This is a genomic window from Sphingomonas hylomeconis, from assembly GCF_025370105.1.
GTDB lineage: Bacteria > Pseudomonadota > Alphaproteobacteria > Sphingomonadales > Sphingomonadaceae > Sphingomonas > Sphingomonas hylomeconis.
Genome location: NZ_JANQBK010000003.1, coordinates 543,485 through 568,400 on the forward strand (window position 1 = coordinate 543,485; position 24,916 = coordinate 568,400).

Below are 24,916 nucleotides of genomic sequence, written 5' to 3' on the forward strand. Positions count from 1 at the left end.
ACTAGGCCGCAAAGGATGACGCGGAAGCTCCTGCGCGGCGTTTGCCGCACGGTGGACCCCGGAACAAGTCCGGGGTGACGAAGGGGGCAGGAGCCAAGGATGACCCATCGCCAGCGCCGCAGCGCGCTCTTCATGCCCGCCGCCAACGCGCGCGCGATCGAGAAGGCGCGGACGCTCGATTGCGACGTGGTGATCCTCGATCTCGAGGATTCGGTCGCTCCCGAGCGCAAGGCGGCCGCGCGCGACGCCGCCGTCGCGGCGATCGGGCAGGGCGGCTTCGGCCCCCGCGAACTGGTGGTCCGCGCCAATGGGCTGGACACGCCGTGGCGCGCGGCCGATTGCGCCGCGCTCGCCGCTGCCCGGCCCGATGCGATCCTGCTCCCCAAGATCGCCACCCCCGCCGATCTCGCCGCCGCGCGTGCGGCGATCGGCACCGCTGTCCCGCTCTGGGCGATGATCGAAACCTGCGCCGCGATCCTCAACCTCCCCGCTTTGTCCGCGGCGGCCGGCGCGCACGGCCTGACCTGCCTGATCGCGGGCACCAACGATCTTGCCAAGGAGATGCGCTGCCGCCCCGATGCGGCGCGCACGCCCTTGCTGCCGGCGCTGGCGCAGATCGTCACGGCGGCGCGCGCGGCGGGCATCACGGCGCTCGATGCCGTGTGCAACGTGCTGGAAGACGGGCCGCTGCTGGCCGCGGAATGCGCGCAGGGCGCGATGTTCGGGTTCGACGGCAAGTCGCTGGTCCACCCTGCGCAGATCGCCGCCGCCAACCGCGCGTTCGATGCCGGTGCCGCGCGGATCGCCTGGGCGAAGGCGGTCGTGGCGGCGTTCGCGCGACCCGAGAACGCCGACAAGGGCGCAATCCGCGTCGATGGCGAGATGATCGAACGGCTGCATCTCGCCGAAGCGGAGCGGCTGCTCGGCTGATCCTCCCCGGAACGGGGAGGGGGACCATTCGCTTTTCAGCGAATGGTGGAGGGGGGCTTCCCCGAGCGCTGAGCGGCCGGCCCACCCCCTCCGTCACGCTGCGCGTGCCACCTCCCCGTTCCGGGGAGGATCAAGAGAAGAAGAAGCCGATCAGCAGTTTTACGTTGAGCACGATCACCACCGCGGCGATCGCCCAGGCGGCGAGCTTGAGCCACAGCGGATTGGCGAACACGCCCATCTGCGTCTTGTCGCCGGTAAAGCGCACCAGCGGCACGATCGCGAACGGCAGTTGCAGGCTCAGTACGACCTGGCTCAGCACCAGCAATTGCGTTGCGCCCTGGCCGCCATACAGCGCCACGACGATCACCGCGGGCACGATCGCCAGCAGCCGGGTGACGCTGCGGCGCAGCCACAAGGGCAGTTTCAGGTTGAGGAAGCCCTCCGCCACGATCTGGCCGGCGAGCGTGCCGGTGATCGTCGAATTCTGCCCCGAGGCGAGCAGCGCCACGGCGAACACCACGCTCGCCGCGCCCGCGCCCAGGGTCGGCGAGAGCAGGCGATAGGCCTGATCGATCTCCGCCACATCGGTGCGCCCGTTGACGTGGAAGGCGGCGGCGGCGAGGATCAGGATCGAGGCGTTGATGAACAAAGCCAGGAACAGCGCCACCGTGCTGTCGATCGTCGCGTGGCGCACCGCATCGCGCTTGCCCGCCTCGTCCTGATCGAACGCGCGGGTCTGCACGATCGAGCTGTGCAGGTAGAGGTTGTGCGGCATCACCGTCGCGCCGAGAATGCCGATCGCGATATACAGCATCGCCGGATTGGTGATGATCTCCGCGCGGGGGATGAGCCCGCCGGCGATCGCCGCGATGCTCGGCTGGGCGATGGCGAGCTCGAACGCGAAGCAGCCGGCGATCACCACTAGCAATGCGACGATGAACGCCTCGAGCTTGCGGAAGCCGAAGCGCTGCAGCGCGAGGATCAGCATCACGTCGAACGCGGTGAGGCACACGCCGGCCACCAGCGGCATGCCGAACAGCAATTGCAGCGCGATCGCCGTGCCCAGCACCTCGGCCAGATCGCAGGCGATGATTGCCAGCTCGCACAGCACCCACAGGCTGAAATTGACCGTGCGCCCGTAATGGGCGCGGCAGGCCTGGGCGAGATCGAGCCCGGTGACGATGCCGAGCTTGGCCGAGAGCGATTGCAGCACCATCGCCATGATGTTCGAGATCAGGATGACCGACAGCAGGGTGTATCCGAACGCCGATCCGCCGGCGAGATCGGTCGCCCAATTGCCGGGATCCATATAGCCGACTGCGACCATGTAGCCGGGTCCGGCGAACGCGCCGATCTTGCCCCAGAACCGTCCCTTGCCGACCGGCACCTGGATGGTGCGGTAGCTTTCGGCAAGCGACGGGCTGCGCTCCTCGGCGGGCGACAGGCCGATGGCGGCGGAGGAGGGCGGCGGCGACATCGCCATCGTCCTTTCCGCATGCCGCCCGCGCCGTCAATCGAGTCGCGCATCGGCGGCGGCGTTTCGCGATGTCGCTTTTCTGCCATGAAAGGCGGGCAGGGCAGTCGGATCAGTCACTTGCGAGGGATGAGATGCACCGGATTGCCTGCCTTGTTGCGACGCTGTCGTGCCTCCTGCCGGCCGCGGCCCAGGCCGCCGAGCCGGTGGCCGGCCATTGGATCACGCAGAACAAGAAGGCGGTCGTGGCGATCGAAGCGTGCGGGCGTCGCATGTGCGGCCGGATCGTCCGGCTGCTGCCCGCCTCCGATGTCGGCAAGACGGTGGACGAGCGCAACAAGGATGCGGCGCTGCGCGGCCGGCCGCTGGTCGGGCTGCCGATCCTGCTCGACTTCGAGGAGCGCGGCGATAATTGGCACGGCAAATTGTACGATCCGCAGGCCGGCGACACCTATACCGCGACGCTTGGCCGCTATCCCGATGGCGCGCTGAAGGTGCGCGGCTGCTTCTTCTTCATCTGCAAGACGCAGAAATGGCCGGCGCTGCGCTAAGCCTCAGATCACCTTCATCTCGCTGCCATAATGGTGCCAGGTGAAGATCGCCGCGGCGCCGCGATGCGGCCGCCACGCCTCGGCCAGTTCGCGCGTGCGCTTTTCCGACGGCCGCGTTTCGTGGCCGAGAATCCGCCCGATCTCGATCTGCACCGCGAGATCGCCCGCCGGCCAGATATCGCCGCGCCCTTCGGCGAACAGCAGATAGACTTCCGCCGACCAGCGCCCGATGCCCTTTACCGCGATGAGGGCGGCGATCGCCGCCTCGTCGTCCTGCGGCAGGCGATCGAGATCGAGCCGCCCGCTACTGACCTCGTCGGCCAGGCTGCGGGCATAGCTCAGCTTCTGGCGCGACAGGCCGGCCGCGCGCAACTGCTCGTCGTCAGCGCGCATGATCGTGTCGGGGTCGTTCAGGTCGCCGATCAGCCCTTCCAGCTTGTTCCACACCGCCTGCGCGCTCTGCGTGCTGACCTGCTGGCCGATGATCGTGCGCAGCAGCGTGCCGTGGCCGCGCGGGTTGATCCGCGGGGCGGGATGGCCGACGCGGGCGATCGCCGCCGCGAAGGCCGGCTCGATCGCGATGAGGGCGTCGATCGCGGTACGAAGCTGTTCGGCGCTCAGGCCCATGCGGGATACTCTTGATACGGGCCGCCGGTCGCGGCATGGCGACGCAACGCACAGAAGGAGACTGAGATGCCGAAGCTTATCGTCGTGACGCGCGAAGGGGAAGAACGCGAGATCAATGGCGAGGCGGGCCTTTCGGTCATGGAAGTGATCCGCGACGCCGGGATCGACGAGATCCTGGCGCTGTGCGGCGGCTGCTGCAGCTGCGCCACCTGCCACGTCCATGTCGACCCGGAATTTGCCGCCAAACTGCCGGCGATGAGCGAGGACGAGAACGACCTGCTCGAATCGTCGAGCGAGCGCGACGCCAATTCGCGCCTGTCGTGCCAGATCGACATGACCGACGCGCTCGACGGGCTGCGCGTGACGATCGCCGCGGAGGACTGAGCTCCCCCGCGCTCTGCCGCCTCAGCCCGAGCGCGTGGCGATCGCGTACAGCGCGATCGCCGCCGCGTTCGACACGTTGAGGCTCTCGACCTGGTCCGAGATCGGCAGCTTGGCGAGCTCGTCGCAATGCGCTGCGGTATTCTGCCGCATGCCTTCGCCCTCGGCGCCGAGCACCAGCGCCACGCGCTGCTGGCCCATCGCCTCGGTCAGCGTCTGCGTCGCCTCGCCGGTCATGCCGACGCGCCAGAAGCCGGCCTCGGCGATTTCCTCCAGCGCGCGCGCGAGATTGACCACGCGCACCCACGGCACGACTTCGAGCGCGCCCGAGGCGGCGCGCGCGATCGTGCCCGATTCGGGCGGCGCATGGCGATCGGGCGTGACGATGCCAAGCGCGTTGAACGCCGCCGCCGAGCGCATGATCGCGCCGACATTGTGCGGATCGGTGACCTGATCGAGAATCACCAGCGGCCGCTGATCGCCCTCGCCCTGCTGCAGCAGATCGCCGAGCCAGATATCCTCGAGCGGATCGACCTCGATCACCAGCCCCTGATGCGGCGCGTCGCCCGGCACGAGCCGCGCCAGATCGGTCACGTCGGCGAACACCACGGGAATGGTCGAGGGGATCGAGAAACCGGTCAGCGCTTCGCGCGTCGCCCAGACCTTGCGCACGACACGCTCGGGATTTTCCAGCGCCGCAGTCACGGCGTGGCGGCCCCAGAAACGCGGGCGGCCGGCAGGGGCCTGGGAGGGGCGATGTCCGCGACGGGCCATGGGCGTTCTCAATCTCGTCACCGCAGCGTGGCGCTGCGGTCTCTGTCGCGGGGGCCTAGCGCGCGCCTCGCGCCGACGCCAGCCTCGCGTGTCCCGCCGGCTCGCCCGGCCGCTCGCCCCGGTGCAATCCATCGTCGCCACCGCCTTTCCGGCCGCAGCACGCTATTGTGCACTATTCGTGTCGATCGGGCGCACAGGCGTTGACAGGGGGGGCTGCGCTTGGCAGGGGACCGCCTCGCTTTTTAGCGGCCCAACTGGACAGGTGGCCGAGTGGTTAAAGGCAGCAGACTGTAAATCTGCCCGTGCAAGCGTACGCTGGTTCGAATCCAGCCCTGTCCACCAACCTTCAATTTCATGTTGTCTCAGACCGCCTCGCAAGGGGCGGTTTTGTCTCGTGCGGGCGGGTTGCCGTTTGTCTCATGTTCGCTCATTGTTCCTCAATGCAGCGCGGACGATTCGGGGGTATTTTCGGGGTATCCATTCGCAGGGGCGGGGGTATCGAATGCTGACCGCTACAGCCTGCAAGAACGCGAAGCCCGCCGAACGGCCTTACAAGCTCTCCGACGCGCATGGGTTATTTCTGTACGTCACAGCCAAGGGTTTCAAGGGCTGGCGCCTGAAGTACCGCTTCGGGGGCAAGGAAAAGCTGCTGACGTTCGGGACGTTTCCCGAGGTCTCGCTGATCGAGGCCCGCGAGTTGCGGGACGCGGCGCTGCGTCAACTGCGTGGCGGGACCGATCCGGCGATAGACAAGAAGCAGCGCGCGGCCGCGCGTGTCACGCAGGCGGACCTGACGTTCAAGGCGATCGCGGACGATTGGATTGCCAGCCAGGAACCAACCTGGTCGCCGCGGTACGCCCGGCTCGTTTTGTACCGGTTCACGCACGACGTGTATCCGAAGCTGGGCAGCTTACCGATCGATACGATCACGACACCGCAGGTGCTTGCAGTGCTGCGCGTGATCGAATCGCGAGGAGCGATCGAGACGGCGCATCGCGTTCGACAGCGCATCTCGGAAGTGTTCGCCAGGGCAATTGCCAGCGGGGTTGCAACGTCGGACCCCGCGGCGATTGCAGCCCGCGCTCTATCGCCCGTAAAGAGGGGGCGGTTTCCAGCCGTGGTATCCGTCGAAGCGGCGCGAGCCATCTTGCGCAAGGTGGAGCAACAACCGGGTTACCCGCTAACGAAGCTCGCATCGCGCTTGCTGGCGCTGACCGCGGTGCGATCGGGCGTGGTGCGTTGGGCGGAGGCCTCGGAGTTCGAGGATCTGGACGGCGCATCGCCAATTTGGCGTATCCCGGCGGCCAAGATGAAGCTGCTCAAGGAGCGAAAGGAAGATGCCGCCTTCGAATTTATCGTAACGCTGTCGCGGCAGGCGGTGGAGACGGTGAAGGTGGCGATCGAGTTTTCGCGCGGGGCGCCGCTTATCTTCAGGAGCATCCGGCACCCACGGAAGCCGATCAGCGACAATACGATCGGCAAGGCCTATCGCGATGCCGGCTTCTCCGGCGTCCACGTCCCGCATGGCTGGCGTACAACATATTCCACCATCATGAACGAGCTGGCGCAGGTGGAGAACCGTGTGGGCGATCGCGCGATTATCGATCTGACGCTGGCGCACATTCCGGCCGGCGTCGAAGCGGCTTACAATCGATCTGGCTACATGCCGCGTCGGCGCGAGCTGGCGCAGGAATGGGCGGACATGTTGGTGCAGGACCTGGTCCCGCCGGCAGAGCTGCTGAAGGGGCCACGGCACAGCTGATCCGCGTGGGAGGCGTCGCATGACCGCGGCATCTCTCCACCAGGTCCTCAGCGGCAGGCCAGCGCGCGAGCGCACTGGTCAGCCCGTACGCCGCAATAGCCACAATGCCGGCGGCGCCGAGCTGGCGTTGTGGCGCGCGCACAACATGTTTCCGCGAGAGGAACATAACGCCCGTATGCGGGCGGCCGAGGAATTCGAGCATGAGACGAAGCTGGCCGGCCGCCGCAACGGCGCGCTCGGTGCGATCGGCCTCAAGGTTTACCGCTATCTCATGCGCCTGCGTGGGAAGAAGACCGGCCGGCTCGATCCGACCATCCGGTGGATTGCCGATCAGATCCATCATTCACGCAGCGCCGTTGCCACAGCTCTAAAGCGGCTCAAGGATCACGGCTTCTTGGACTGGATCAGGCGCTGCCAGCCGATCGAAGGCGCGGAGCCCGACGAGCAGCAGACTGAGCAGATCGCGAACGCCTACATCTTGCCGCTGCCCGCCAGCGCTTCCGAGCGCGTGCGGCGCATGCTTCGTCGTCCCAGCGAGTTTGTCCGCGCCGTCGCGGAGAAGCTGGCACGTGAGCGCAAGCTGGCCACGTCGACCGTCGATGAAGTGATCGCCGAGGTGAAGGATCCTGAGCTGCGCGCTCTTCTCGACGCCCTGCGCATAGGCGTTGATAGTGCAAATCCGCCGAGCGGTCAGACAGAGGCCCTGTAGGGATTAAGAATAAGAGGAACGCCTACGGCGTGCGTAAATTTGCTGCTTCACCAAGCCCTCGAGGCCCCGACCGAAACAGGATCGCCACCCAGCGACTGCGGGGGACGGCCCGGCTATGGCCGGCCCGGTGCATCCGTGGGGGATGCGCAAATCCTGTGCCATTCAGCCAATGCACCATTGCGCTCGCGGAAGGCGCCCAGGTGCATCAATCCGCAACGCCGCGGGGTGCCATTAACGGCTATAGAACCCGAGCTTTCCGCCGGGCCGCATCAAATTTGCGCACTGCATCGAAAGCCACACAAAAAGCTCGCGGGCGAGGCGGGGGTTCTTGCGGTGTATTCGGGGCATGCGGGCCGCATGCACAAATGCGTAGCTGCGGCCTTTTGATCGGGCGCCTCGCTATATAAGTGGCTCAAGTCAGCTCCGATCTTTTCTCTGATGGCTTAATCCAGACCGCCGCTAGGCCGCCGTCGTGGGCACGTACCTAAAGCATCCAATCCTCGTCCGTCTGTCCTATACCCCACCCCTCCAGCAAAAGTTCGCCTTCGCCGACAGGGGAGTCCGTCAGGCTGCTCGATTGCTAACTATCTTATAGCGGGGCACGGCTTTAGAACGCATGGTCTTGCCGATCAGAAAGTGAAAAAAGCTCTATGGCAGATTTGAAGGAGGATGGCTCCACACTAGGCGGTCTCATCCGCAATAAATGGTTCCAGGCGGCCTCAGCCTTAGGCGTGATACTCGGCATAATCGGGTTTGTTATCGGCCTGCCGCCCGTGGCCGATATGGCTTTTGGAAAGCGCGTATCGCTCACACTCGAAGTTGTTAATCAAATCCCGGTGTTTACTGTACGCCAACCTGTTCCGGGCCTGTCTGTTCAGTTGAACTCTCAAGATCTCACGCAAACGCGACGTGACTTAGTCGCAGTACGCTTACGCCTTAGAAATAACGGGGAAGTAAGTATAAACGCGAGGAATACGACACCGCGAGACCCTTTAGGGTTTTACGTGAGAGGTGGCCAGATTGTTAGACTTTATGAACTGGGCGCCACATCTGAACACCTTCGAAAATTGGCAATTCCTAAAAAGATTGGAAACTCGTTCATTCTTCCCCCGGGCATAATTTTTGACCCCGGCGATTTCGTCCAATTCAATCTCCTAATTGTTAGGCCGGTTAATAAGGGCTTGTCATTCTCTACAGTAGGTAAGGTAGAGGGATTAAAGTCGATCGACGTTGGACGCTCGGATATAGCCAAGCAGGAATCAAATGCTGCTTCAGTCGCGTGGACTGGAGGGTTTGTCCCGCAGATGCTGAGAACAATAACTTATCCTTTTATCGCGGTGGCGATCATTGCTGCTGTTATTTTTATATGGGTCTCAGTTACGGACTTAATTATCAGGAGAAAAAGAAATAGGCGTGAGATTTTCGCCACTAAGGTAGCTGCACGATGGGATCACAGCGATCCAAAACTTCGCAAGCTGATACCGGCGATGTACGCGGCCTTAGGCCTTCACCGCCTAGCTGATCTAGCAGACAAAGAGGCTGAAATGCGACGTATGGAAGCACGGGAAGCGCGCCTGCAAGTTTATACACAAAAAAGTGAACCCCTAAGCGATTTTGAGGCCGGGGACGCCATAGAAAAAACGTTCGGTGACGAGGATGTGTCTATCCATACCGCAAAAGTTCTCCTTGAGAAATTGTCGCTACGCGATGATATGTCAGGTAAATATGATGATGAATTTTTGTCCGCGGTGGAAAAATATCGCGATATATTGCTAGATTCTTATTCCAGAAATCAACTTCAGAAAGCAGATCCTAAATTCGAGGATCATGAGTACGGAATTTACTTTGCGTAAATTTAACTTTAAGGAAGTCAATCGCAGCGCACAATGTACAAGACGCCGGCAATCCTTCGATTACCGGCGCCGCCGCCGCCTAATTTATCCAATTTGAGAATTGCTGACGATTAACTCGTGCGCTTTCTTCGGCGCACCAGCGCCTATTTAGTAAGTCAGCTCGACGTCGGCGATGTTAAATCGAGAAAACGTATCGCGGGCGCCGGGCGTATCGTTAATCGAAAGCACGAATTTTCCTTTAATCGCACCAAGCTGGTCCGCCAGGCGCGCAAAGTCGTCGCGGTCGAACACGGCTTGGCCATAGTCCGTCTCGCAGCCCCAATAGGGCGGATCAAGATAGAACAGCATTCCGGCGCGATCATAGCGCCGAATGAAATCTGCATAGCCGAGTTGCTCGATCACGACGCCGGCTAGGCGTTCGTGGATATCCGCCAGGATCGGCTCGAGCTTGCTCACGAGAACCGCGCACCTTGTGTCTTGTCGACGCCAAAGTGCCGGCCACTGACCTTCCCGCCAAACGCCAGGCGTTGAAGATACAGGAATCTCACCGCACGTTCGAGGTCCGTCAGGCTCTCGGGCGGCATCGCCTTCAGCCGCTCGAACTCGGCCCGGCTGGCGACGCGAAAGCGCATCATGTCGAGCATGTAGGGATAGTGCCGCTGCAGCACGCGGAAGAAGGTCGCGACGTCGCCCGACACGTCGTTGATCACTTCGACCTTCGGCCTTGATCGGCGACGCAGGAAGATGCCGCCCATGCCGACGAAGGGCTCCGCATAGCCGTCATGGTCGACGCGCTCGATCATCGCGACCAGGCGCGAGGCCCCGCGGCATGCGGGGTGCGGGACGGCCGTTGGCCGATGGTCGTGGCGAGATTCATCCTCGTCGGTTTGCCGGGCTGGCCCCTGGCATCCCCCGCCTGGCTGCGCGCCAGGCGCGAAACTATCCGGCCGGCGCGATCACGCGCGGCTTGAAGCGGACGGCCTCGAAGCCGATCCGGTCGTTGATCTCGAGAAACGCCATCTGCAGCGGCAGGATCTCGAGCTCGAAGAACATGTCGACCGCCTCGCTGATCTTGCCGAGCTGCGATCCCTGCGCTGGCACGATGCCAAGAACCGAGGGCGGCGTGCGATGCGCCGCCAGCACGTCATCGCGCGTCGCATTCTTGATGCCAAGGAACTCATCTTTGGCGCCCACCTCGGCGATCGGCAGGATCTTGATGCTGCCTTCCTTGCCGCCGGGCGCGTGCACGAACAAATTCTTGAAGTTGCCCGGCCCCTTCGAGTTCTTCAGCGCGTCGCGCAGCGCGTCGGTGTCGTTCTCGTCGATATCGCCGGTCGCATAGAGGATATACCCGGCGTGACTACCGTTGAGATAGTAGCGGCGCCGGAATAGCGTGGCCGCCTCGTTGAGCAGCGCCGACTGCAGCGCGCTTAGATATTCCGGCACGCCGTAGATTTCTTGGTTGATGTCGGGCTGCATGATCTGGATCACGCTACCCGGCTTGAACGGCGTCGCCGCGGCCATCCCCGGCGACCAGAAGAACTCGCCCATGACCAGGCCGCGCCGGGTGTATTTCGCCAAACAATGATCCAGACGCATGGCTGTCCCGACGACATTGTCACGGCGCTCGACATAGGCGTTGCCAAAAACGAGATAGTCTTGCACCGCCCGGCCGAACGCTGAGCGGGACAGGACCGGCACCGTCGAACTGCCGCGCGTCACCGGATCGAACGACGCGACCAGTAGGTTGCGCTTCAGCATGATCGCCGAGCTGTGGTGCGGCGACACGCGGAACGCGCGGGCCAGCCCGTCGAGCGACAGCGGCGGCTCGTACCAGCGATCGGTCCGGTAGCATTCCACCAGATCCATGATCTCGCGCCGATTGAGCACCGGTTCCGGATCCCCGAACGAGAAGGCCAGCGCCTCGCCGGAACGCGCAGGAGCGCTGGTGGCGCCGAAGGGCGGCAATTGATCCATCAGAATATCTCCATGCGCGTTTTCGGCCGCGCCTGGCCGTCGAGGGGTTCGTTGATGAAGATGTGCATCGCGGCCCAGGCAAGATCGCCGTGCCCGACGGCCTCGGTGCGGCTCGTCTTGAACGTCACGCTCTTGCCGCTCTGCGTCAGCGCTTTCTTGATCGACAGGAAGGCGGATTGCAGATCGATCCATCCGGCATCGTATTCGATGCGTTGCCGCGCGAAGGTGTGCTGGGCCTTCATGACCAGGCCGGTCTTCACCTCGAGCGAATATTCGATCGCCACCACGCCGCGCATCTTGTCGCGCAGCAGCTGGTAGACCGCGGCGCCTACGCCCTTCTTGTCGATGCCGAGATAGGTGCAGTTGTACCGCGCAAGCCTGGCGAGAATGAATTCTGCCTGCGCCTGAAAGTCGCCCTTGATCTGGTGGCGCTCAAGCAACCGAAACTTGCCGCCCGGTCCGGCCGGGGGCAGCGCGATCACGAATCCGGCATTGTCGCCGTCCTCGCTCTCCTGCGGATCGAAGCCGGCCCAGATCTCGCGATTGCCGACCGGCCGGTTGGCCAGCATGTCGACGTCGGGCCAATCAACCATCGCGTCGACCGTACAGCGCTGCAGCTCATTGAACTTGAACGCCGACAGGCTGTCGTCGACGAACTGGCACATGAGCAGGTTGGCGAATTCGTCGGGCGCATATTCGATGCGCAGCTCGTCGATGTCGAACAGGTCGCAACCGCGCGACGCGGCATCCTCGATCGTGACGATCTGCCGCCAGATATTATCCTCGCACAGCACGCCGGTCTGCAGCCGGGCGTGCGTGACGTCGATCTCGATCCGGTCCGCCTTCTTGACGCGCCGGTTGCGGCGCTCGCCAGTCCAATAGGGGTGTGCCTGGTGCGCAATGGTCGACGGCGTCGAAAAATAGGTGCGGCGCCAGCGCTTGTGCATCGCCATGGCGCTGGCGACCTTGTTCAGCTCCTCGAAACCGTAGGTCCAGAAGAACTCGTCGAAGTAGAAATTGCCGTGATAGCCCTGCGCGGTGCGCGCATTGGTGCCGAGGAAGATCAGCTCGGCTGCGGGCTCGCCCTCCGGCATCGTGTCGGCGGTGATGACGATCGGGTCGCCGGTGAGCTTGACCCCCACGCGCTCGGCGAACTGGATGATATAGCCGCGGAAGATATGCGCCTGGTTCTTGGAGGCGGAGAGGAAGATCTGGTTGCCGCCCCCGCGAAGCGCGTCGAGCAACGCCTCGCGCGCGAAATACCACGTCGCGCCGATCTGGCGCGATTTGAGGATCATGCGGGTGCGCTGGTCCTTCGCCGCCCACCAATCCTCCTGATAGCCGAACAGCTCGTCGCGAAAGATCTGCTCGAGCTGCTCGACCTGCGCGGTGGTGAAGTGGTTCTTGGGCTTCTTGCCCTTGCGATCGCCGGCATTTCGGTTGGCGATCTTCTCGCTCAGATCGCCTTCATGCCCGCCCGGCGCTTCATAACGGCGCACCCGCGCGCCGGCGACGACGGCGCGCATCAGCAGATCGATCTCCTTGAAGTCGCCCCCGGTCTTGCCATCCTTGGCGATCAGGGTGTTGAGCCGACATTCAAGCGCGTCCTCGATCTTCGAGAGCGAGGGCGCTTCGTCCCACTTCTTGCGCTGCTTCCACGCCTCGACGGTTGCGCGGTTGAGACCCAGTTCGCCGGCGATCTGCGTGATGCCCCAGCCGCGCCAATACAGGCTCCGCGCCTGGCGCTGCGCGTCGATGTCGATCGGCATCGTCGCGGCAGGCAGCGGCATGCCGGTATCTGGGGGAAGCTTGTCCATCGCGCGGCGAACCTAGCCACGCGCGCGCACCATCTCGCAGTACCCGGTCTTGTAGAGACGCTCTCTACAAGACCGCTCGCTTGAGAATGGAGGCGGGTTCGGTCCCTTTAGCGGCATCACGCATCGCCCGAAGCGGTGCTTTCGCCACACCGAGGGACCGCACGTCATGGCCAAAAGCAAGTTCTTCCGCGCGTTCGTTGCCGGGGCCACGATCAGCGACGGGCGCGTCATTACCGACGAGATGATCGATCAGGTGGTCACCACCTTCAATGCCGAGACGTACAGCCCGCGCATCAACATCGAGCATCTGTCGGGCTTCAGCCCCGAACCGCCCTTCAATGGCTATGGCGACGTCGTCGCGGTCAAGGCGCAGACCGATGACTTCACGATCGACGGCAAGGTCGAGAAGCGCAAGGCGCTCTATTGCCAGGTCGATGCAAATGACCAGTTGGTCGCGCTGTACAAGGCCGATCAGAAGCCGTTCCCCTCGGTCGAGCTGACGCCGAGCTATGCCGGCACGGACAAGATCGGCCTGATCGGCCTGGCCTTCACCGACACGCCGGCCTCGATCGGCACACAACGCCTGCAATTCTCGCGTACTGCGCCGGGCACGGTCTTCGCGGCGTCGCCCGATGCCGTCGCGCTGGAATTCGATCCGAAGCCAGCCGATGCCACGGGCATCGCCGCGGCTATCGCCAGCGGGTTTGCGATCGTCGCCGCCAAGTTCGGCCGCGGCGAGCCCGAAAAGCCGAAGGAAGAGCCGAAACCCAAGGCCGCCAACGATAATGACATGGCCGCGTTCGCCACGGCGATCGGCGAGCAGGTCGCAACCGCGATCGCGACGGCGACAAAGCCGGCCAATGACGGCCTGGCCGCGATCGAAGCACGTTTCGCTGTGCTCGAAGGCAAGCTCGCCACGACCGAACAAGCGGGCTTCAGCCGGGCCCCGGCATCGGGCGGCGACGGCGAACCCGAAACCGACTGCTGATCGCGTCAGCGCCACCCACTGATTTCCTCCAGGAGCCGCGTCCCATGCTCAACACCACCCGCCTGAAGTTCGACAAATACACCGTCCAGATCGGCAAGTTGAACGGCGTCGGCGATCCCAGCCGTTCGTTCACCGTCGCCCCGGCCGTCGCGCAGACGCTGCGCGCCAAGATCCAGACGACCAGCGATTTCCTGAGCCGGATCAACATCATTCCGGTGGTGGCGCAGGAAGGCGACAAGGTCGGCGTCGGTGTGAAGGGAACGATCGCCAGCCGCACCGACACGCGCATCCACGATCGCCAGCCGCGCTATCCCGGCGATCTGGACGAGACGCGCTACCGCTGCGAGAAGACCGACTTCGACACGCTGATCCGCTATGAGACGCTAGACGCCTGGGCCCACCAGCCGAACTTCCAGGTCTTGATCCGTGACGCGATCGTGAAGGCGAAGGCGCTCGACATCATCACGATCGGCTTCAATGGCACGCACGTCGCCGTCGAAACCGATCCGGTCGCCTATCCGCTGCTGCAGGACGTCAACATCGGCTGGCTGCAGCACCTTCGCAACGATGCGCCGGCGCGCGTGCTTAGCGATGGTGGGCTCACCGTCACCACTGAGGGCGTCGAGACCGCGACGAAGGCGATCTACATCGGTGCTGGCGATGTTGGGACGGAGGTGGATTTCGTCAACGTCGATGCGCTGGTCTATGACGCGATCGAGTTGCTCGACGAGAATTACCGCGAGGATACCGACCTCGTCGTGATCGTCGGCCGCGACCTGGTCCACGACAAATACTTCTCGATCGTCAACGCGGCCGGCGACAAGGCGACCGAGCAGCTCGCCCGCGATGTCCTGCTCTCCGACAAGAAGCTGGGCGGCCTGACGGCCGTGCGCGTGCCGAAGTTCCCGAAGAACGCGATGCTCATCACCACGCTCGCGAACCTGTCTGTCTACGAGCAGATCAGCTCGGAGCGCCGGAAGATCGAGGACAACGCCAGGCGCGACCAGATCGAAAATTACGAGAGCGTCAACCAGGCCTATGTCGTCGAGGACATGGGCAAGGCCGCGCTCGTCGAGAACATCGTCATGGGGAGGAAGCCGGCCTGATCGGCCGCTCGACCCACCAGATAGCCCGCTCTCCACAGGACATGCCATGAGCCTCGCTCGCAAACATCGGGATCGTATCCTTGCATCCCAGATGGCATCCGCTCCTGCGCTGGAGAGCGGGTTAGCCACCCCCGCTTCCGATACCGGCACGCCGGCCGAGCGCGCCGCGGCGCAGGTCGCCATGCGCCTCCAGCACGATCTGCGCCGGCTGAAGGAAATCCAGTCGATCCAGCGCAAGATCGACGCCAAGCGCGAAATGCTGCCCAACTATGCCGATTGGGTGGCTGGCCTGCTCGCCGGCGGTCGCGATGCCGGCGCCGGTGTTGCCGAGGACGTGCTGCCGACCATCATGGTCTGGCTGATCGATACCGGCGACTATGATCGCGCGCTCGAGCTGGCCGATCATGTCGTGCGGTACGAGGTGCCGCTGCCTTCGCGCTACGAGCGCACCGCGCCCGCCCTGATCGTCGAGGAGATCTCGGACGCCGCGATCAAGGCGCAGACCGCCAATCAGCCGTTCCCGCTTTCCGTGCTCGAGCATGTCGAAGAGCTGACGGCCGATGCGGACATGCACGACCAGATCCGCGCCAAGCTCAACAAAGCGATCGGGATCGAGCTGGCGCGCGCTGCCGACACGATCGACCCGGCCAGGCCGGAATTCGTCGTGGCGGCAGTCCGCGCGCTCGCCCCGTTGCGGGAAGCGGTGCGGCTGCACGATCGCGTCGGCGTCGCCGGCCAGATCAAGCGGCTCGAAAAGGCCATCACCAAGCCCGCGGACACCAAGGCCGCGAAAGCTGCCGACAAGAATACCGGCTCAGCCGGCTGACACGCTCGCCCCCGGCGCTCGGGGACGGATCACGCGGGATGGGAGGGCGCTTCGGCGCTGAGGGCCATCGACCGTCCTGATCCCCACCCCCGGGAATTTTGAGGCTCGCTTGTGACACTCGCCACCACCATCAACCTTGCGGCGACGCTTGCGGCCTTCGCGCTCGGCGCCTGGCTGACGTTCGCCGGCGTGATCGCGCTCGCCATGGGTGAGTTCGAACCACTTCGCAAAGCGATCGGCGAAGCGCTCTTCATCCGTTGCGCCATCACCATGATCCTCGTCGGCCTGGTCGTGTTCGCGGCCGGCGCGGCGGGCAGCGCAAGGCTGATGGCGTGAGCGGCCTTGTCGTGAAGACCGCCGTCGTGTCCGGCACGCCGGCCGCGATCGAAGCGGTCGTGATCAATGACGGCTGGTTCCCGGATATCGATCCTACAAGCCTGCGCGAGGCATATCGCATCCGCGACAACGTCACGCCCGAGCGGCTCCGCAAGGCGATCCTCGGCGCGATGCTGACCGCCGGCAATCAGCTCGCCATCTGGCAGGCCGCCCACCTGCTCGCCGGGCGCCCGACCTTGGGCAGCGTGCCAACGACGATCCTCGACGGCAGGAGCCGGCTGGTCCTGCTCTATGCCCGCGCGATCGGCGCCTATGCGAAGGCCGAGCTGGTCGAGACCTATCGCGATATCGACACTGCAACGGCCGGGCAGCGCCAGGCGGACGAGCTCGAACCTTCGATCGTCGAGCTGCGGCGCGATGCGCTGCACGCCGTGCGTGACATGCTCGGCCGCGGTCGCGTGCGTGTGGAGTTGATCTGATGGCCGACGCCGTCGCCGCACGACAGGACGAGACGCTGGACGCACTGATCTGGCGAACGCGCGGTCTGGGGCCCAGCGATCTCGGCCCGGTGCTCGAGGCCAATCCCGGTTTGGCCGAGCTGGGCACGATCCTGCCGGCCGGCAAGCGGGTCGTCCTGCCCGAAACGCCGCCTGCGCCCGTCGTGCGCGACATCATCCAGCTGTGGGATTGATCATGGACAAGCATACGATCCCCGATCTTCTCGCCGCCTTCCTTGGGCTGCTCGCCGGCCTGTCGCCAGCCGCGCTCGGCGCCGCGGTCAGCCTTGCCTACGAAAAGGGCCTCACCTGGGGCGAGCGCTTCATCCAGTTCGCGGTCGGCACCTGTGTCAGCTTCTTCGTGTCGCGCGCGATCGGCGCGCTGGTGACGCTCGATCCTTTCGTGCTGCAGGGCATCAGCTTCACCCTCGGCATGATCGCTTTCAAGGCGGCGCCCAAGTTCATCGGTAGCGCGGTCGACGCGGTCGGCGCCCTGCCGCGTGAAATCGGTGACCGCATCGTCTCCTGGCTGCCCAAGAAGAAGGACGGACAATGACCTATGATCGCGCCCGGCTCCGTAGCGAGCTGATCCGGGACGAAGCCCTGCGCCTGAAGGTCTATCATTGCACGGCCGGCAAGCTGAGCATCGCGGTCGGCCGCAACCTCGACGATGTCGGCATCCGGGCGCATGAGGCACGCGCGCTGGGGATCACGAAGTCGGGTGTGATCGCGCGCGGGGTGACCCGCGCCCAGGCCATGTTCCTGCTCGACAGCGACATCGACACCGTCGAGGCGCATCTCGATCACGATCTTCCCTGGTGGCGCAAGCTGGACGACGTTCGCCAGCGCGTCCTGCTCAACATGACGTTCAACCTTGGGCTGAAGGGCATGCTCGGCTTCCGCAACACGCTCGGCATGATCCAGCGGGGCGATTACGTCGCCGCGGCGCGCGGCATGAAGGCGTCGCGCTGGCACAACCAGGTCGGCGACCGCGCCGTGCGCCTCGAGGCGATGATGGCGACGGGGGTGGCGGCATGACCAGGAAGCTTTTCTCGCTGGCGGCAGGCTGGATCGGCGAACAGACCGGCTGGCTGGTGCTGGTCGCGGTCGGCGCGGTCGGCGCGTTCCTCTACGTCCAGTTCGCCCAGGTCAGCGCCGATCGCGATGCCGCGCTGCACTCGGCCGAGGTGATCTGTGCCGGCGCCGGCGCCGACTTCGCGCCCTCGGTCACCGTCGAGAAGGATGCGAAGGGCAAGCCGGTCACCGTGGCGCACGCCCGCGGCGCCATCTGCCAGCGCTACGTTGCGCAGCTCGCCGGCTTCAAAGCCGCGACCGTGCAGGCATCGGCCGAGGCGCTCGCCAAGGCCATGAGCGATCACGACGCCAAGAACAACACCGACACCGCGGCTGCCCGACTGGCAGCGGAAAGCGCGCGCGATGCTGCGCTTAGAATGGAGATGGCCGATGCCCAGGCTGAACGCACGAACATTGTCGATCACGAGTGGTTTGCTGCTGTCAACGGCGTTGCCGGGATGCGCGGACCGGGCGGAAGTGGAAATCCCTAAGCCAGTCCCGGTTGCGGTCGAGATCAAAGATGCCCCACCTGCCGAGCTGACGCGGTGCGCAGATCGCCCGGCCGGCCTGCCCGAGGATCCGGCGCTGCTCGCGCAGATCCCCACGGCTGCCCGCCTGGGCTTCATTCGCATCGCCAAGGCCTTCGCGGTCAACGCCGCTCAGCTCGATCGCCTGATCAACTGGAATGCACCGGGATCCTGCCCGGGCAAGGTCAAGTGAAGAAGCCCGAGAGCCTGAAAGCGCTGCTGCTGGCGTCGGTACCGGGGCTGAAGGACAAGCCCGAGAACCTGTCGATGTTTATCGACAAGGGGCGGATCGCCGCGCGCAACACCGGCTCGCTGAGCTTCGAGTATCGCTACACCGTCAACGTCGTCGTGCAGGATTATGCCGGCGACGTCGACGCGCTGTTCGTGCCCTTGCTCTCTTGGGTGGCGGAACGGCAGCCCGATCTGCTCGAGCGCGATCAGCAGGAGCCCTTCAGCTTTGAATCGGAGATCCTCGATGGCGATCTTGCCGACGTGTCGGTCGATCTCGAGCTGACCGAACGGGTGAAGGTCGCGCGCACTGACGGCGGCCTGGTCGTAACGCATCTCGACGAGCCCAGTCGTGAGGACGAATTCGCCAACGCTGATGGCGCCAGATTCTGGGCCGCGATCATCGACGACGTCACCGGCGGCACGATTTTCCTCGCTCCCGACGCGTGAAAGACGACTTCGCCGATATCCAGGCGCTCGCCGGCGCGCTGCTGCGCCAACTGGGCAGCGCGGAGCGCCGATCGCTGCTGCGCAAGATGGCGCGCGGGATCCAAAAGAGCCAGGCGGAACGGATCGCGCGGCAACGCCAACCGGATGGCAGCGCCTTCGCCGCGCGCCGTAAGCGGCCTGAGCTGAAGCCTGGCGCCTATGCGGTCAAGTTTCTCTACCCAAAGGGGGCGGTCGAACCGCGCACCGTGTTCCTGAAAAGCTGGGTGCATGATGGCCCGATGATGACCGGCTTCGATATCGAGGCGGGCGGCATCCGCAGCTTCTTCTACGACAAGGTCGATCGGTATCTGCCCGTCGAGCCGAGCGAACGGAATGCCTGCGCCGGCAGGTTCCGTCGTAAGGGCGCGGTGCGGCAGAAGGCCATGTTTCGCAAGCTTCGAAACGCTCGCAATCTTCGCGCCGGCGCTACTGATATCGAAGCGTGGATCGGTTTTGCTGGTCGCGCCGCGGAGATCGCCCGGGTCCACCAGGACGGGTTGGGCGATAAGCCGTCCGCGAAGAGGCGGGCAGTGCGCTATGCCAAACGCGGCTTGCTCGGCCTTACGCAAGGCGAACGGTCGCGCGCACTGGACATGCTGCTAGATCACGTGACGGACGTATAGCGGAACATATTTGACGAACGCATAGTCACTCGGGAAGTTTTGGGCTTGCCGCAATTCCGACTTCCCTTGGTATAATAACAACGCTCGCGTCGCTGTTTGCAAAAGGTAGTGGAAAGCTGTCGTTCGTTGTAACACCTCTAACGGTGTCGATGGCCGACGTTCCGCACGGCAATCAAGTGAAAGCGGCAACAGCCGGTACCGGGTGGCTTAACCGTCCCGAGAAATGCCGGAAGGACGGGGGAGGCTTATGACGGCAACGACGCCGGATGCCATTGTTTATCAGCTTATCGGCTTGGCTGAAGATGGCGGGATAGGAGATCTGCTTGAGGGCCTCGACCCAAAGCAGGGCCGCATTCGCCTTCAATCGCTGATTTCCGAGTGGCTTCGAATGGAAAATTTGGTCGTTCTGACGGGGTCAGGCACTTCGGTTTCGGCTGGCGGCAAGACCATGGCCAACCTGGAGACGGCAGTATTCGACGCGATTCGGGCGATGGCCGATCTGCCCCCGTCGATCGCACAGATCCTCGAAAGCCGTAGCCTCAACGTCCAGTATGCAAATATTTTAGGGGATCTGATAGGGTTCGAGACTTGGTTGTCGTTCATCGCCAACGCTTTAGTTGTTGCTGACCAAGCAGGAGGCCCCTTCCACGCCGTCGTTTGGCCAAGCACACCAGCGCCGACCAAGGTTGAACTCAAATGGTTCGTTGATCGATTGCGCATGGCGATCTTTGCCGAATGCGCGCTTTCGTTACCTGATAGTGCGCTAGCGACGACCGCTGACAAGGTGGCCCCGCAGATGGCCTTTCTCTCCAAGCTTGTCGCGCGTGATAGCAACCTCGGGCGCACGCACCTTTTCACGCTCAACTACGACACCCTGTTCGAACAGGCGTTAGAGCTTCTCGGTATACAATACTTCGACGGCTTTACAGGGCGCGCGGCCGCGCGCTTCGACCCGTCGGTTTATGGCCTCGACATCTATTATCCCGGCGAGGTTGCTGAGGGGCGCGTGCGCCGCTTCGACAAGTTTCTCCATTTCTACAAGCTGCACGGCTCAATCCACTGGTTTGAGCAGGGGCTCGAAATGCGCGCGCGCCATCCTGACCTCGAGCCGTATCGCACGTATGCCGGTATGACGGCGGCGGAGAAGGCCGAAGCTCTTGTCCCCTTGGCGCAGAGTGCGCGCTCGGTCGGCATCCTGCCCACCGCCAACAAGTTCGCGCAAACTTTGGCCATGCCTTATGCACACCTCTTTCGCTCGTTTCAGGTTCGGTTGGGTGTTCCCCAGACGTTCCTTCTCGTCCTCGGCTACGGGTTCGGCGACGAACATGTCTCGCGGATCATCGAAAGCGCGCTGATGAACCCATCGTTGGTGATGCTAGTAGTCGAGCCAAATCCGAATAGCCCGGTGATCGCCCGCATCCGTCGCTACAAGGATCTTGGCAAGCGCGCTTTTGTGCTCTGCCCGACAGAGGCCGGCTTCGCTGCCAACCCATTCGCCTACGCTACGTTCGATGATTTCGCGCGCACGGTGATGCCCGATGTACAGTGGCTCGACGATTTCCTGCGCCTTCGCCGCTTCGAAAAGCAGATCGCATCATCAGCAAATTCCGGTACCAACACGGATGACAAGGATGGATAATCCGCGCCTTATCGGTCACATCGTTTCGGTCCAGGGCTTTCGTGTGAAAGTCGAACTGCTGCCAGAAACTCGCTCGGCGATGCGTGCCACCCTCGACGGTGTCCAGACTGCAATCGCAATCAATGCCTATCTGACTTTCGCACTTGGCGCAGGGGAAACCGTGATCGGTATTATTACCGATCTTGAGGCGCGCGAGACCTTCGACCCGGGTAGCGGCGACGAACTCAGTCTTGAATTGATGAAGCCGCGCCGAACCGCAAGCGTGCAACTGCTTGGCACGATCGAACATAATGACGATGAGCCCGCCTTCAGCCCGGGCATCTCGGTCTTGCCAACCCTGGACACGCCGGCCGAGATTGGTTCACCAGAGATCCTGAAAGCTGTCTTCGAGATCCCTCCGCGGCGCAATAAGCCCGAAGGGTATGACGAGAAAGACTTTGATTACAATCTCAAGATCGGTTTCCCGACTGGGCAAGCGCGGAACGTAGTGCGCGCCTCCTACAACGATCTTTTCTCCCGACCGCTAGCGATCGTCGGCAACACGGGGTCGGGCAAATCTTTTTCAGTCTCAAGCCTGATTCAGAAGGCGATGAAGGCGCTCGACGGCGCTCGCGAAGAGCCGCACGTCTTCATTCTTGATATCAACGGCGAATACGCGAATGCCTTTCCCGCCGAGGAACCTGAACAGCGCGTGCCCGATCGCATCTATCTTAACGGCAAGGAATTTTCCTTACCGCTTTGGTTTCTTAACGCCGAGGAAATCTGCGCTTGGTTGAGTGCTTCGGAACAGACGCAGGAGCCGGTTCTCAAGGACTGGTGGGCGATCGCCAAGGGCGGCAATGCTACCGTAGCCGCCAGCATGGGAGCGTTTCAAAATTCGATGAGCGCGCTCGATCAACTCTTAACCGAACTGACCAAGATCAAGAAGAAGGCAGCGGGGTCTTATTGTGACGCCATTACCGGGCACCTTTCTGGTAGCGGCATCGACACAGCGGCTTTCGCTGCGCTGTTCGTCGCGCACCGCTTGGCCAATGACTACAACACGGAAGTGATGAACAATCAGGCTGCGATCGCGGCTGAAGCAGAGGCGCTCAAGGACGCGATCCGAGAGAAGATTGTCGGCGGTAGTAGCGCTGCAGAGGCTGGCGCGCGCACGGCCGATTCCCCGTTACCCATATCGCGCGCGACATTGACCGACCCCTCACTGATCAATCGCGCAGTATCTAAGGAGGATACGTTCAGGGTCGATGCGCATTTGACAACTCTGAAGCTGCGCCTGAAAACCCGACTCGACGATAAGCGGTGGCGTGCTTTCCTCAACTATGAGGACGAAGCAACCAAGGTCGAGACGCTATCGTCATGGTTCACTCGGTTTGGCCTAGGCGCCGATACCGGGCCAAAGGTATCGGTGCTCGACCTGTCGATGTTGAGCAACGAAGTATTGCCCTACGCCTGCGCAGTCATCGGCCGAATCTTACTTGAGGCACGCGAGCGATTACCGGCAGCTTTGCGCTACAAGCACCCTTGGGTTCTGGTGCTCGAAGAAGCGCACAATTATGCGCGTCCGGCGCGTTCCGATGAGGACCGCGGCCATCGTCTGGCGCGGCTAGCTTATGAGCGGATCGCCAAGGAAGGTCGCAAGTTCGGGTTATCGCTGATCATCGCCAGCCAGAGGCCGAGTGAGATTAGCCAGACTATTATTAGCCAATGCGCTAATTTCATAAGCCACCGGCTGCAGAACCCGGATGACATTGACCATTTCAGACGCATTATCCCGATGCAGGCGCGGCGGCTGCTCGATCAAGTGACGATCCTGGCATCGGGTGAGGCAATTGTATTCGGTAGCGCTTTCCACATCCCGGCGCGCGTGCAATTCGACCGGCCGGACCCCGGCCCCTACAGCCAGACTGCTGCGCCATATCACGAATGGCGCAAGGAGGCGTCGGCCTTCCCGCTCGGCCAAATTATTGAAGCTTGGGGCGCCTGATGGATATGCAGTTGGTAAATTGATCCCGGTCTGCTTGCGACAAGAAGCATGCGGTCAGGTCTACCCGGTCTTGTAGAGAGCTTCTCTACAAGACCGCACGATAGCTATCCCGCCCAACGCGTGGCGACATGGCCACCATGTCCGTCAATCCCGCCAGCACCAACTCGGTCGACTTGTCGCGCCTGCCGGCGCCCGACGTCGTCGAGCCGCTGTCTTACGAGCAGCTGTTCGATGAAATGGTTACCAAGCTGCAGCAGATCCTGCCCAGCTTCGACGCGACCGTCGACAGCGATCCGGCCGTCAAAGTGCTGCAGGTCGCGGCCTATTTCCGGCTGCTCGATCGGCAGAACTTCAACGATCGCGCACGGCAGCTGTTCGTTGCCTATGCGACGGACGGTAATCTCGATCAGCTCGGCGCGCTGTTCGGCGTCGCACGGCTGCAGGTCGCGCCGGCCGATCCGGTCGCCGGCACCGCGGCGGTCTACGAGGATGACGATTCCAATCGTCGCCGCATCGTGCTGGCGCCCGAAAGTTACAGCGTTGCCGGTCCCGAGGCGGCTTATATCTATCATGCGCTGTCGGCCGCTGCCTCAATCCTCGACGCCAGCGCGACCAGCCCGGCACCCGGCACCGTCCTTGTCTCGATCCTGTCGCGCAGTGGCAATGGCCAGGCCACGCCCGACCAGCTCGACGCGGTCGATGACGCGCTTGCGACCGTCCGCGGCAATCGCAAGCGCCCGCTGACCGATAACGTCGTCGTCGCATCGGCCTCGATCGTCGACTATCTCGTGCAGGCCCGGCTCGTGCTGTTTTACGGCCCCGACGAAACGCTGATGCTCGCGGCCGCGCAGGCTTCCCTTGCGGCCTATCTGCTATCCTGCCGCAAGCTCGGTCGCGACGTCACGCGCGCCGGCATCACCGGCGCGCTGATGGTCGAGGGCGTGCAGAACGTCGTGCTCACCGCGCCGCCGGCGGACGTCCTGTGCGACGACACGCAGGCGTCCAACTGCGTCGGCCTCGATGTCGCGATCGCCGGCTATGGCGAATAGCCTGCTGCCCCCCAACGCCACGCCGCTCGAGCGCGCGCTGGTCGATGCCACGGCGCGCGATAGCGACGTGCCGGATCTGCTCGCGCTCTGGAACCCCGAGACCTGCCCGATCGCGTTGCTGCCCTGGCTGGCCTGGGGGCTGTCGATCGACCGCTGGGATCCCGAGTGGAGCGAGGATGAAAAGCGCGCCGCGGTCGCCAGCGCGATCGAGGATCAGCGGCTGAAGGGCACGCGCTACAGCATCGAGCGTGTTCTCGCATCGTTCGATGCGCTGCTCGAGCTGGTCGAATGGTTCGAAGTTACGCCGAACGCCGCGCCCTACACCTTCGAGGTCCGCTTGCCGGTGATCGATGCTGCCGGCGTCGCCGGCGGCGGTCGCACCTCGGCCGCGGTCGCTCGCGCGATCGTTACCGAAGTATCGCGCACCAAACCTGCGCGCGCGCACTTCCAGCTGGTCCAGCAGCTCCGCCTCGCCGGGATGCCCGCGCCGATCGCCGCGCTGCAGGCCACCAATTATCGCCGGCTGCACCTTGCCGCGACCGATGGCGACGCCGGCACGCCCTGGGCTGACCTGCTGCAGGATCAGAACGGCGAGCCGCTCGAGTTCGGCGATACCGGCTTCATCGATGGATCCGCACCATGACCGCCCTGACCCTCACGCTTACCAATGCAGGCCGCGCAGCGCTGGTCAA

At 63.7% G+C, this 24,916-nt stretch carries 27 protein-coding genes, 1 tRNA gene and 1 pseudogene; 23 read left to right on the forward strand and 6 right to left on the reverse strand.

Translation table 11 applies throughout. The features are described from left to right. Window positions 1-99 precede the first annotated feature (99 nt). Window positions 100-930, forward strand: coding sequence for an HpcH/HpaI aldolase/citrate lyase family protein (locus NV401_RS06320; protein ID WP_261293543.1), 831 nt, complete (start codon window positions 100-102; stop codon window positions 928-930). Window positions 931-1,060: 130 nt separating this feature from the next. On the opposite strand, the gene NV401_RS06325 is transcribed toward NV401_RS06320, so the two are convergent. After that, on the reverse strand, window positions 1,061-2,407 hold the full coding sequence (locus NV401_RS06325; RefSeq protein ID WP_261293590.1) for an Nramp family divalent metal transporter: 1,347 nt from the start codon (window positions 2,405-2,407) through the stop codon (window positions 1,061-1,063). A gap of 131 nt (window positions 2,408-2,538) precedes the next feature. Here NV401_RS06325 and NV401_RS06330 point away from each other — a divergent pair, with 131 nt between their 5' ends. Then, window positions 2,539-2,955 (forward strand): DUF2147 domain-containing protein, encoded by a 417-nt coding sequence (locus NV401_RS06330; protein WP_261293544.1) that lies wholly within the window; start codon window positions 2,539-2,541, stop codon window positions 2,953-2,955. A 3-nt stretch (window positions 2,956-2,958) separates the two neighbouring features. Here NV401_RS06330 and NV401_RS06335 read toward each other — a convergent pair whose 3' ends face one another. After that, on the reverse strand, window positions 2,959-3,582 hold the full coding sequence (locus NV401_RS06335; RefSeq protein ID WP_261293545.1) for a DNA-3-methyladenine glycosylase family protein: 624 nt from the start codon (window positions 3,580-3,582) through the stop codon (window positions 2,959-2,961). Between the two features lie 66 nt (window positions 3,583-3,648). Between NV401_RS06335 and NV401_RS06340 the strand changes: the two genes are divergently transcribed. Further along, entirely contained in the window at window positions 3,649-3,966 is a 318-nt protein-coding gene (locus NV401_RS06340; RefSeq protein ID WP_261293546.1) for a 2Fe-2S iron-sulfur cluster-binding protein, read from the forward strand. Window positions 3,967-3,987: 21 nt separating this feature from the next. On the opposite strand, the gene rlmB is transcribed toward NV401_RS06340, so the two are convergent. Continuing rightward, the gene (gene rlmB / locus NV401_RS06345) at window positions 3,988-4,737 is read right to left on the reverse strand and encodes a 23S rRNA (guanosine(2251)-2'-O)-methyltransferase RlmB (RefSeq protein ID WP_261293547.1); all 750 of its coding nucleotides are present in this window, start codon (window positions 4,735-4,737) and stop codon (window positions 3,988-3,990) included. A 256-nt stretch (window positions 4,738-4,993) separates the two neighbouring features. Here rlmB and NV401_RS06350 point away from each other — a divergent pair. The 4 genes from NV401_RS06350 to NV401_RS06365 all read left to right on the forward strand — a co-directional run bounded on the left by NV401_RS06350 (window position 4,994) and on the right by NV401_RS06365 (window position 9,061). Next, window positions 4,994-5,079 (forward strand) — tRNA-Tyr (locus tag NV401_RS06350). A gap of 160 nt (window positions 5,080-5,239) precedes the next feature. Continuing rightward, window positions 5,240-6,499 carry a tyrosine-type recombinase/integrase gene (locus tag NV401_RS06355; protein ID WP_261293548.1) on the forward strand — a complete coding sequence of 420 codons (1,260 nt, stop codon included), beginning with the start codon at window positions 5,240-5,242 and terminating at the stop codon, window positions 6,497-6,499. 19 nt (window positions 6,500-6,518) lie between these two features. Beyond that, window positions 6,519-7,208: a replication protein A gene (locus NV401_RS06360; RefSeq protein ID WP_261293549.1), complete on the forward strand. Its 690-nt coding sequence runs from the start codon at window positions 6,519-6,521 to the stop codon at window positions 7,206-7,208. Between the two features lie 650 nt (window positions 7,209-7,858). Then, window positions 7,859-9,061, forward strand: a complete 1,203-nt coding sequence (locus NV401_RS06365; RefSeq protein ID WP_261293550.1) for a hypothetical protein — start codon at window positions 7,859-7,861, stop codon at window positions 9,059-9,061. 147 nt (window positions 9,062-9,208) lie between these two features. Here the strand turns inward: NV401_RS06365 and NV401_RS06370 are convergent. The 3 genes and pseudogenes from NV401_RS06370 to NV401_RS06380 form a co-directional block, all read right to left on the reverse strand. Continuing rightward, window positions 9,209-9,864: pseudogene (locus NV401_RS06370) on the reverse strand (DNA adenine methylase). Window positions 9,865-10,000: 136 nt separating this feature from the next. Further along, on the reverse strand, window positions 10,001-11,038 hold the full coding sequence (locus NV401_RS06375; protein WP_261293551.1) for a phage portal protein: 1,038 nt from the start codon (window positions 11,036-11,038) through the stop codon (window positions 10,001-10,003). Further along, window positions 11,038-12,855: a terminase large subunit domain-containing protein gene (locus tag NV401_RS06380; protein WP_261293552.1), complete on the reverse strand. Its 1,818-nt coding sequence runs from the start codon at window positions 12,853-12,855 to the stop codon at window positions 11,038-11,040. Before NV401_RS06380 ends, NV401_RS06375 begins: the two co-directional genes overlap by 1 nt. Before the next feature lie 166 nt (window positions 12,856-13,021). Here NV401_RS06380 and NV401_RS06385 point away from each other — a divergent pair, with 166 nt between their 5' ends. From NV401_RS06385 to NV401_RS06460, 16 genes are all read left to right on the forward strand, one after another. Then, the gene (locus tag NV401_RS06385; protein WP_261293553.1) at window positions 13,022-13,843 is read left to right on the forward strand and encodes a GPO family capsid scaffolding protein; all 822 of its coding nucleotides are present in this window, start codon (window positions 13,022-13,024) and stop codon (window positions 13,841-13,843) included. Between the two features lie 44 nt (window positions 13,844-13,887). After that, window positions 13,888-14,949: a phage major capsid protein, P2 family gene (locus NV401_RS06390; protein ID WP_261293554.1), complete on the forward strand. Its 1,062-nt coding sequence runs from the start codon at window positions 13,888-13,890 to the stop codon at window positions 14,947-14,949. 91 nt (window positions 14,950-15,040) lie between these two features. Then, complete coding sequence (gene gpM / locus NV401_RS06395) at window positions 15,041-15,775, forward strand: phage terminase small subunit (RefSeq protein ID WP_261293555.1); 735 nt, start codon at window positions 15,041-15,043, stop codon at window positions 15,773-15,775. 111 nt (window positions 15,776-15,886) lie between these two features. Next, entirely contained in the window at window positions 15,887-16,111 is a 225-nt protein-coding gene (locus tag NV401_RS06400; RefSeq protein ID WP_261293556.1) for a hypothetical protein, read from the forward strand. Further along, window positions 16,108-16,590 carry a head completion/stabilization protein gene (locus NV401_RS06405; protein ID WP_261293557.1) on the forward strand — a complete coding sequence of 161 codons (483 nt, stop codon included), beginning with the start codon at window positions 16,108-16,110 and terminating at the stop codon, window positions 16,588-16,590. Before NV401_RS06400 ends, NV401_RS06405 begins: the two co-directional genes overlap by 4 nt. Next, window positions 16,590-16,802 carry a tail protein X gene (locus NV401_RS06410; RefSeq protein WP_261293558.1) on the forward strand — a complete coding sequence of 71 codons (213 nt, stop codon included), beginning with the start codon at window positions 16,590-16,592 and terminating at the stop codon, window positions 16,800-16,802. The genes NV401_RS06405 and NV401_RS06410 overlap by 1 nt, the downstream gene beginning before the upstream one ends. A gap of 2 nt (window positions 16,803-16,804) precedes the next feature. Next, window positions 16,805-17,164, forward strand: coding sequence for a hypothetical protein (locus NV401_RS06415; RefSeq protein WP_261293559.1), 360 nt, complete (start codon window positions 16,805-16,807; stop codon window positions 17,162-17,164). Continuing rightward, window positions 17,161-17,646 (forward strand): glycoside hydrolase family protein, encoded by a 486-nt coding sequence (locus tag NV401_RS06420; RefSeq protein WP_261293560.1) that lies wholly within the window; start codon window positions 17,161-17,163, stop codon window positions 17,644-17,646. The genes NV401_RS06415 and NV401_RS06420 overlap by 4 nt, the downstream gene beginning before the upstream one ends. Next, entirely contained in the window at window positions 17,643-18,173 is a 531-nt protein-coding gene (locus tag NV401_RS06425; RefSeq protein ID WP_261293561.1) for a hypothetical protein, read from the forward strand. The genes NV401_RS06420 and NV401_RS06425 overlap by 4 nt, the downstream gene beginning before the upstream one ends. After that, window positions 18,160-18,402, forward strand: a complete 243-nt coding sequence (locus tag NV401_RS06430) for a hypothetical protein (protein ID WP_261293562.1) — start codon at window positions 18,160-18,162, stop codon at window positions 18,400-18,402. The genes NV401_RS06425 and NV401_RS06430 overlap by 14 nt, the downstream gene beginning before the upstream one ends. Then, a complete protein-coding gene (locus tag NV401_RS06435) occupies window positions 18,399-18,887 on the forward strand; it encodes a phage tail protein (RefSeq protein WP_261293563.1) in 489 nt (162 codons plus the stop codon). The genes NV401_RS06430 and NV401_RS06435 overlap by 4 nt, the downstream gene beginning before the upstream one ends. Then, window positions 18,884-19,549, forward strand: a complete 666-nt coding sequence (locus NV401_RS06440; protein ID WP_261293564.1) for a phage virion morphogenesis protein — start codon at window positions 18,884-18,886, stop codon at window positions 19,547-19,549. The genes NV401_RS06435 and NV401_RS06440 overlap by 4 nt, the downstream gene beginning before the upstream one ends. A 247-nt stretch (window positions 19,550-19,796) precedes the next feature. After that, entirely contained in the window at window positions 19,797-21,188 is a 1,392-nt protein-coding gene (locus NV401_RS06445; protein ID WP_261293565.1) for an SIR2 family protein, read from the forward strand. After that, the gene (locus tag NV401_RS06450; RefSeq protein ID WP_261293566.1) at window positions 21,181-23,175 is read left to right on the forward strand and encodes an ATP-binding protein; all 1,995 of its coding nucleotides are present in this window, start codon (window positions 21,181-21,183) and stop codon (window positions 23,173-23,175) included. The genes NV401_RS06445 and NV401_RS06450 overlap by 8 nt, the downstream gene beginning before the upstream one ends. A 137-nt stretch (window positions 23,176-23,312) precedes the next feature. After that, complete coding sequence (locus NV401_RS06455; RefSeq protein ID WP_380816349.1) at window positions 23,313-24,224, forward strand: baseplate assembly protein; 912 nt, start codon at window positions 23,313-23,315, stop codon at window positions 24,222-24,224. Further along, entirely contained in the window at window positions 24,214-24,867 is a 654-nt protein-coding gene (locus NV401_RS06460; RefSeq protein ID WP_261293568.1) for a phage tail protein I, read from the forward strand. The genes NV401_RS06455 and NV401_RS06460 overlap by 11 nt, the downstream gene beginning before the upstream one ends. Window positions 24,868-24,916: the final 49 nt, after the last annotated feature.

Bases quoted from the DNA above. Each gene is read 5' to 3' on its own strand.
- NV401_RS06325 (WP_261293590.1), bottom strand. From the start codon at position 2,407: ATGTCGCCGCCGCCCTCCTCCGCCGCCATCGGCCTGTCGCCCGCCGAG.
- NV401_RS06320 (WP_261293543.1), top strand. From the start codon at position 100: ATGACCCATCGCCAGCGCCGCAGCGCGCTCTTCATGCCCGCCGCCAAC.
- NV401_RS06375 (WP_261293551.1), bottom strand. From the start codon at position 11,038: ATGGATCAATTGCCGCCCTTCGGCGCCACCAGCGCTCCTGCGCGTTCC.
- NV401_RS06355 (WP_261293548.1), top strand. From the start codon at position 5,240: ATGCTGACCGCTACAGCCTGCAAGAACGCGAAGCCCGCCGAACGGCCT.
- gpM (WP_261293555.1), top strand. From the start codon at position 15,041: ATGGCATCCGCTCCTGCGCTGGAGAGCGGGTTAGCCACCCCCGCTTCC.
- NV401_RS06360 (WP_261293549.1), top strand. From the start codon at position 6,519: ATGACCGCGGCATCTCTCCACCAGGTCCTCAGCGGCAGGCCAGCGCGC.
- NV401_RS06460 (WP_261293568.1), top strand. From the start codon at position 24,214: ATGGCGAATAGCCTGCTGCCCCCCAACGCCACGCCGCTCGAGCGCGCG.
- NV401_RS06445 (WP_261293565.1), top strand. From the start codon at position 19,797: ATGACGGCAACGACGCCGGATGCCATTGTTTATCAGCTTATCGGCTTG.
- NV401_RS06380 (WP_261293552.1), bottom strand. From the start codon at position 12,855: ATGGACAAGCTTCCCCCAGATACCGGCATGCCGCTGCCTGCCGCGACG.
- NV401_RS06450 (WP_261293566.1), top strand. From the start codon at position 21,181: ATGGATAATCCGCGCCTTATCGGTCACATCGTTTCGGTCCAGGGCTTT.
- NV401_RS06410 (WP_261293558.1), top strand. From the start codon at position 16,590: ATGGCCGACGCCGTCGCCGCACGACAGGACGAGACGCTGGACGCACTG.
- NV401_RS06385 (WP_261293553.1), top strand. From the start codon at position 13,022: ATGGCCAAAAGCAAGTTCTTCCGCGCGTTCGTTGCCGGGGCCACGATC.
- NV401_RS06335 (WP_261293545.1), bottom strand. From the start codon at position 3,582: ATGGGCCTGAGCGCCGAACAGCTTCGTACCGCGATCGACGCCCTCATC.
- NV401_RS06340 (WP_261293546.1), top strand. From the start codon at position 3,649: ATGCCGAAGCTTATCGTCGTGACGCGCGAAGGGGAAGAACGCGAGATC.
- NV401_RS06455 (WP_380816349.1), top strand. From the start codon at position 23,313: ATGTCCGTCAATCCCGCCAGCACCAACTCGGTCGACTTGTCGCGCCTG.
- NV401_RS06390 (WP_261293554.1), top strand. From the start codon at position 13,888: ATGCTCAACACCACCCGCCTGAAGTTCGACAAATACACCGTCCAGATC.
- NV401_RS06420 (WP_261293560.1), top strand. From the start codon at position 17,161: ATGACCTATGATCGCGCCCGGCTCCGTAGCGAGCTGATCCGGGACGAA.
- NV401_RS06415 (WP_261293559.1), top strand. From the start codon at position 16,805: ATGGACAAGCATACGATCCCCGATCTTCTCGCCGCCTTCCTTGGGCTG.
- NV401_RS06365 (WP_261293550.1), top strand. From the start codon at position 7,859: ATGGCAGATTTGAAGGAGGATGGCTCCACACTAGGCGGTCTCATCCGC.
- NV401_RS06330 (WP_261293544.1), top strand. From the start codon at position 2,539: ATGCACCGGATTGCCTGCCTTGTTGCGACGCTGTCGTGCCTCCTGCCG.
- NV401_RS06425 (WP_261293561.1), top strand. From the start codon at position 17,643: ATGACCAGGAAGCTTTTCTCGCTGGCGGCAGGCTGGATCGGCGAACAG.
- rlmB (WP_261293547.1), bottom strand. From the start codon at position 4,737: ATGGCCCGTCGCGGACATCGCCCCTCCCAGGCCCCTGCCGGCCGCCCG.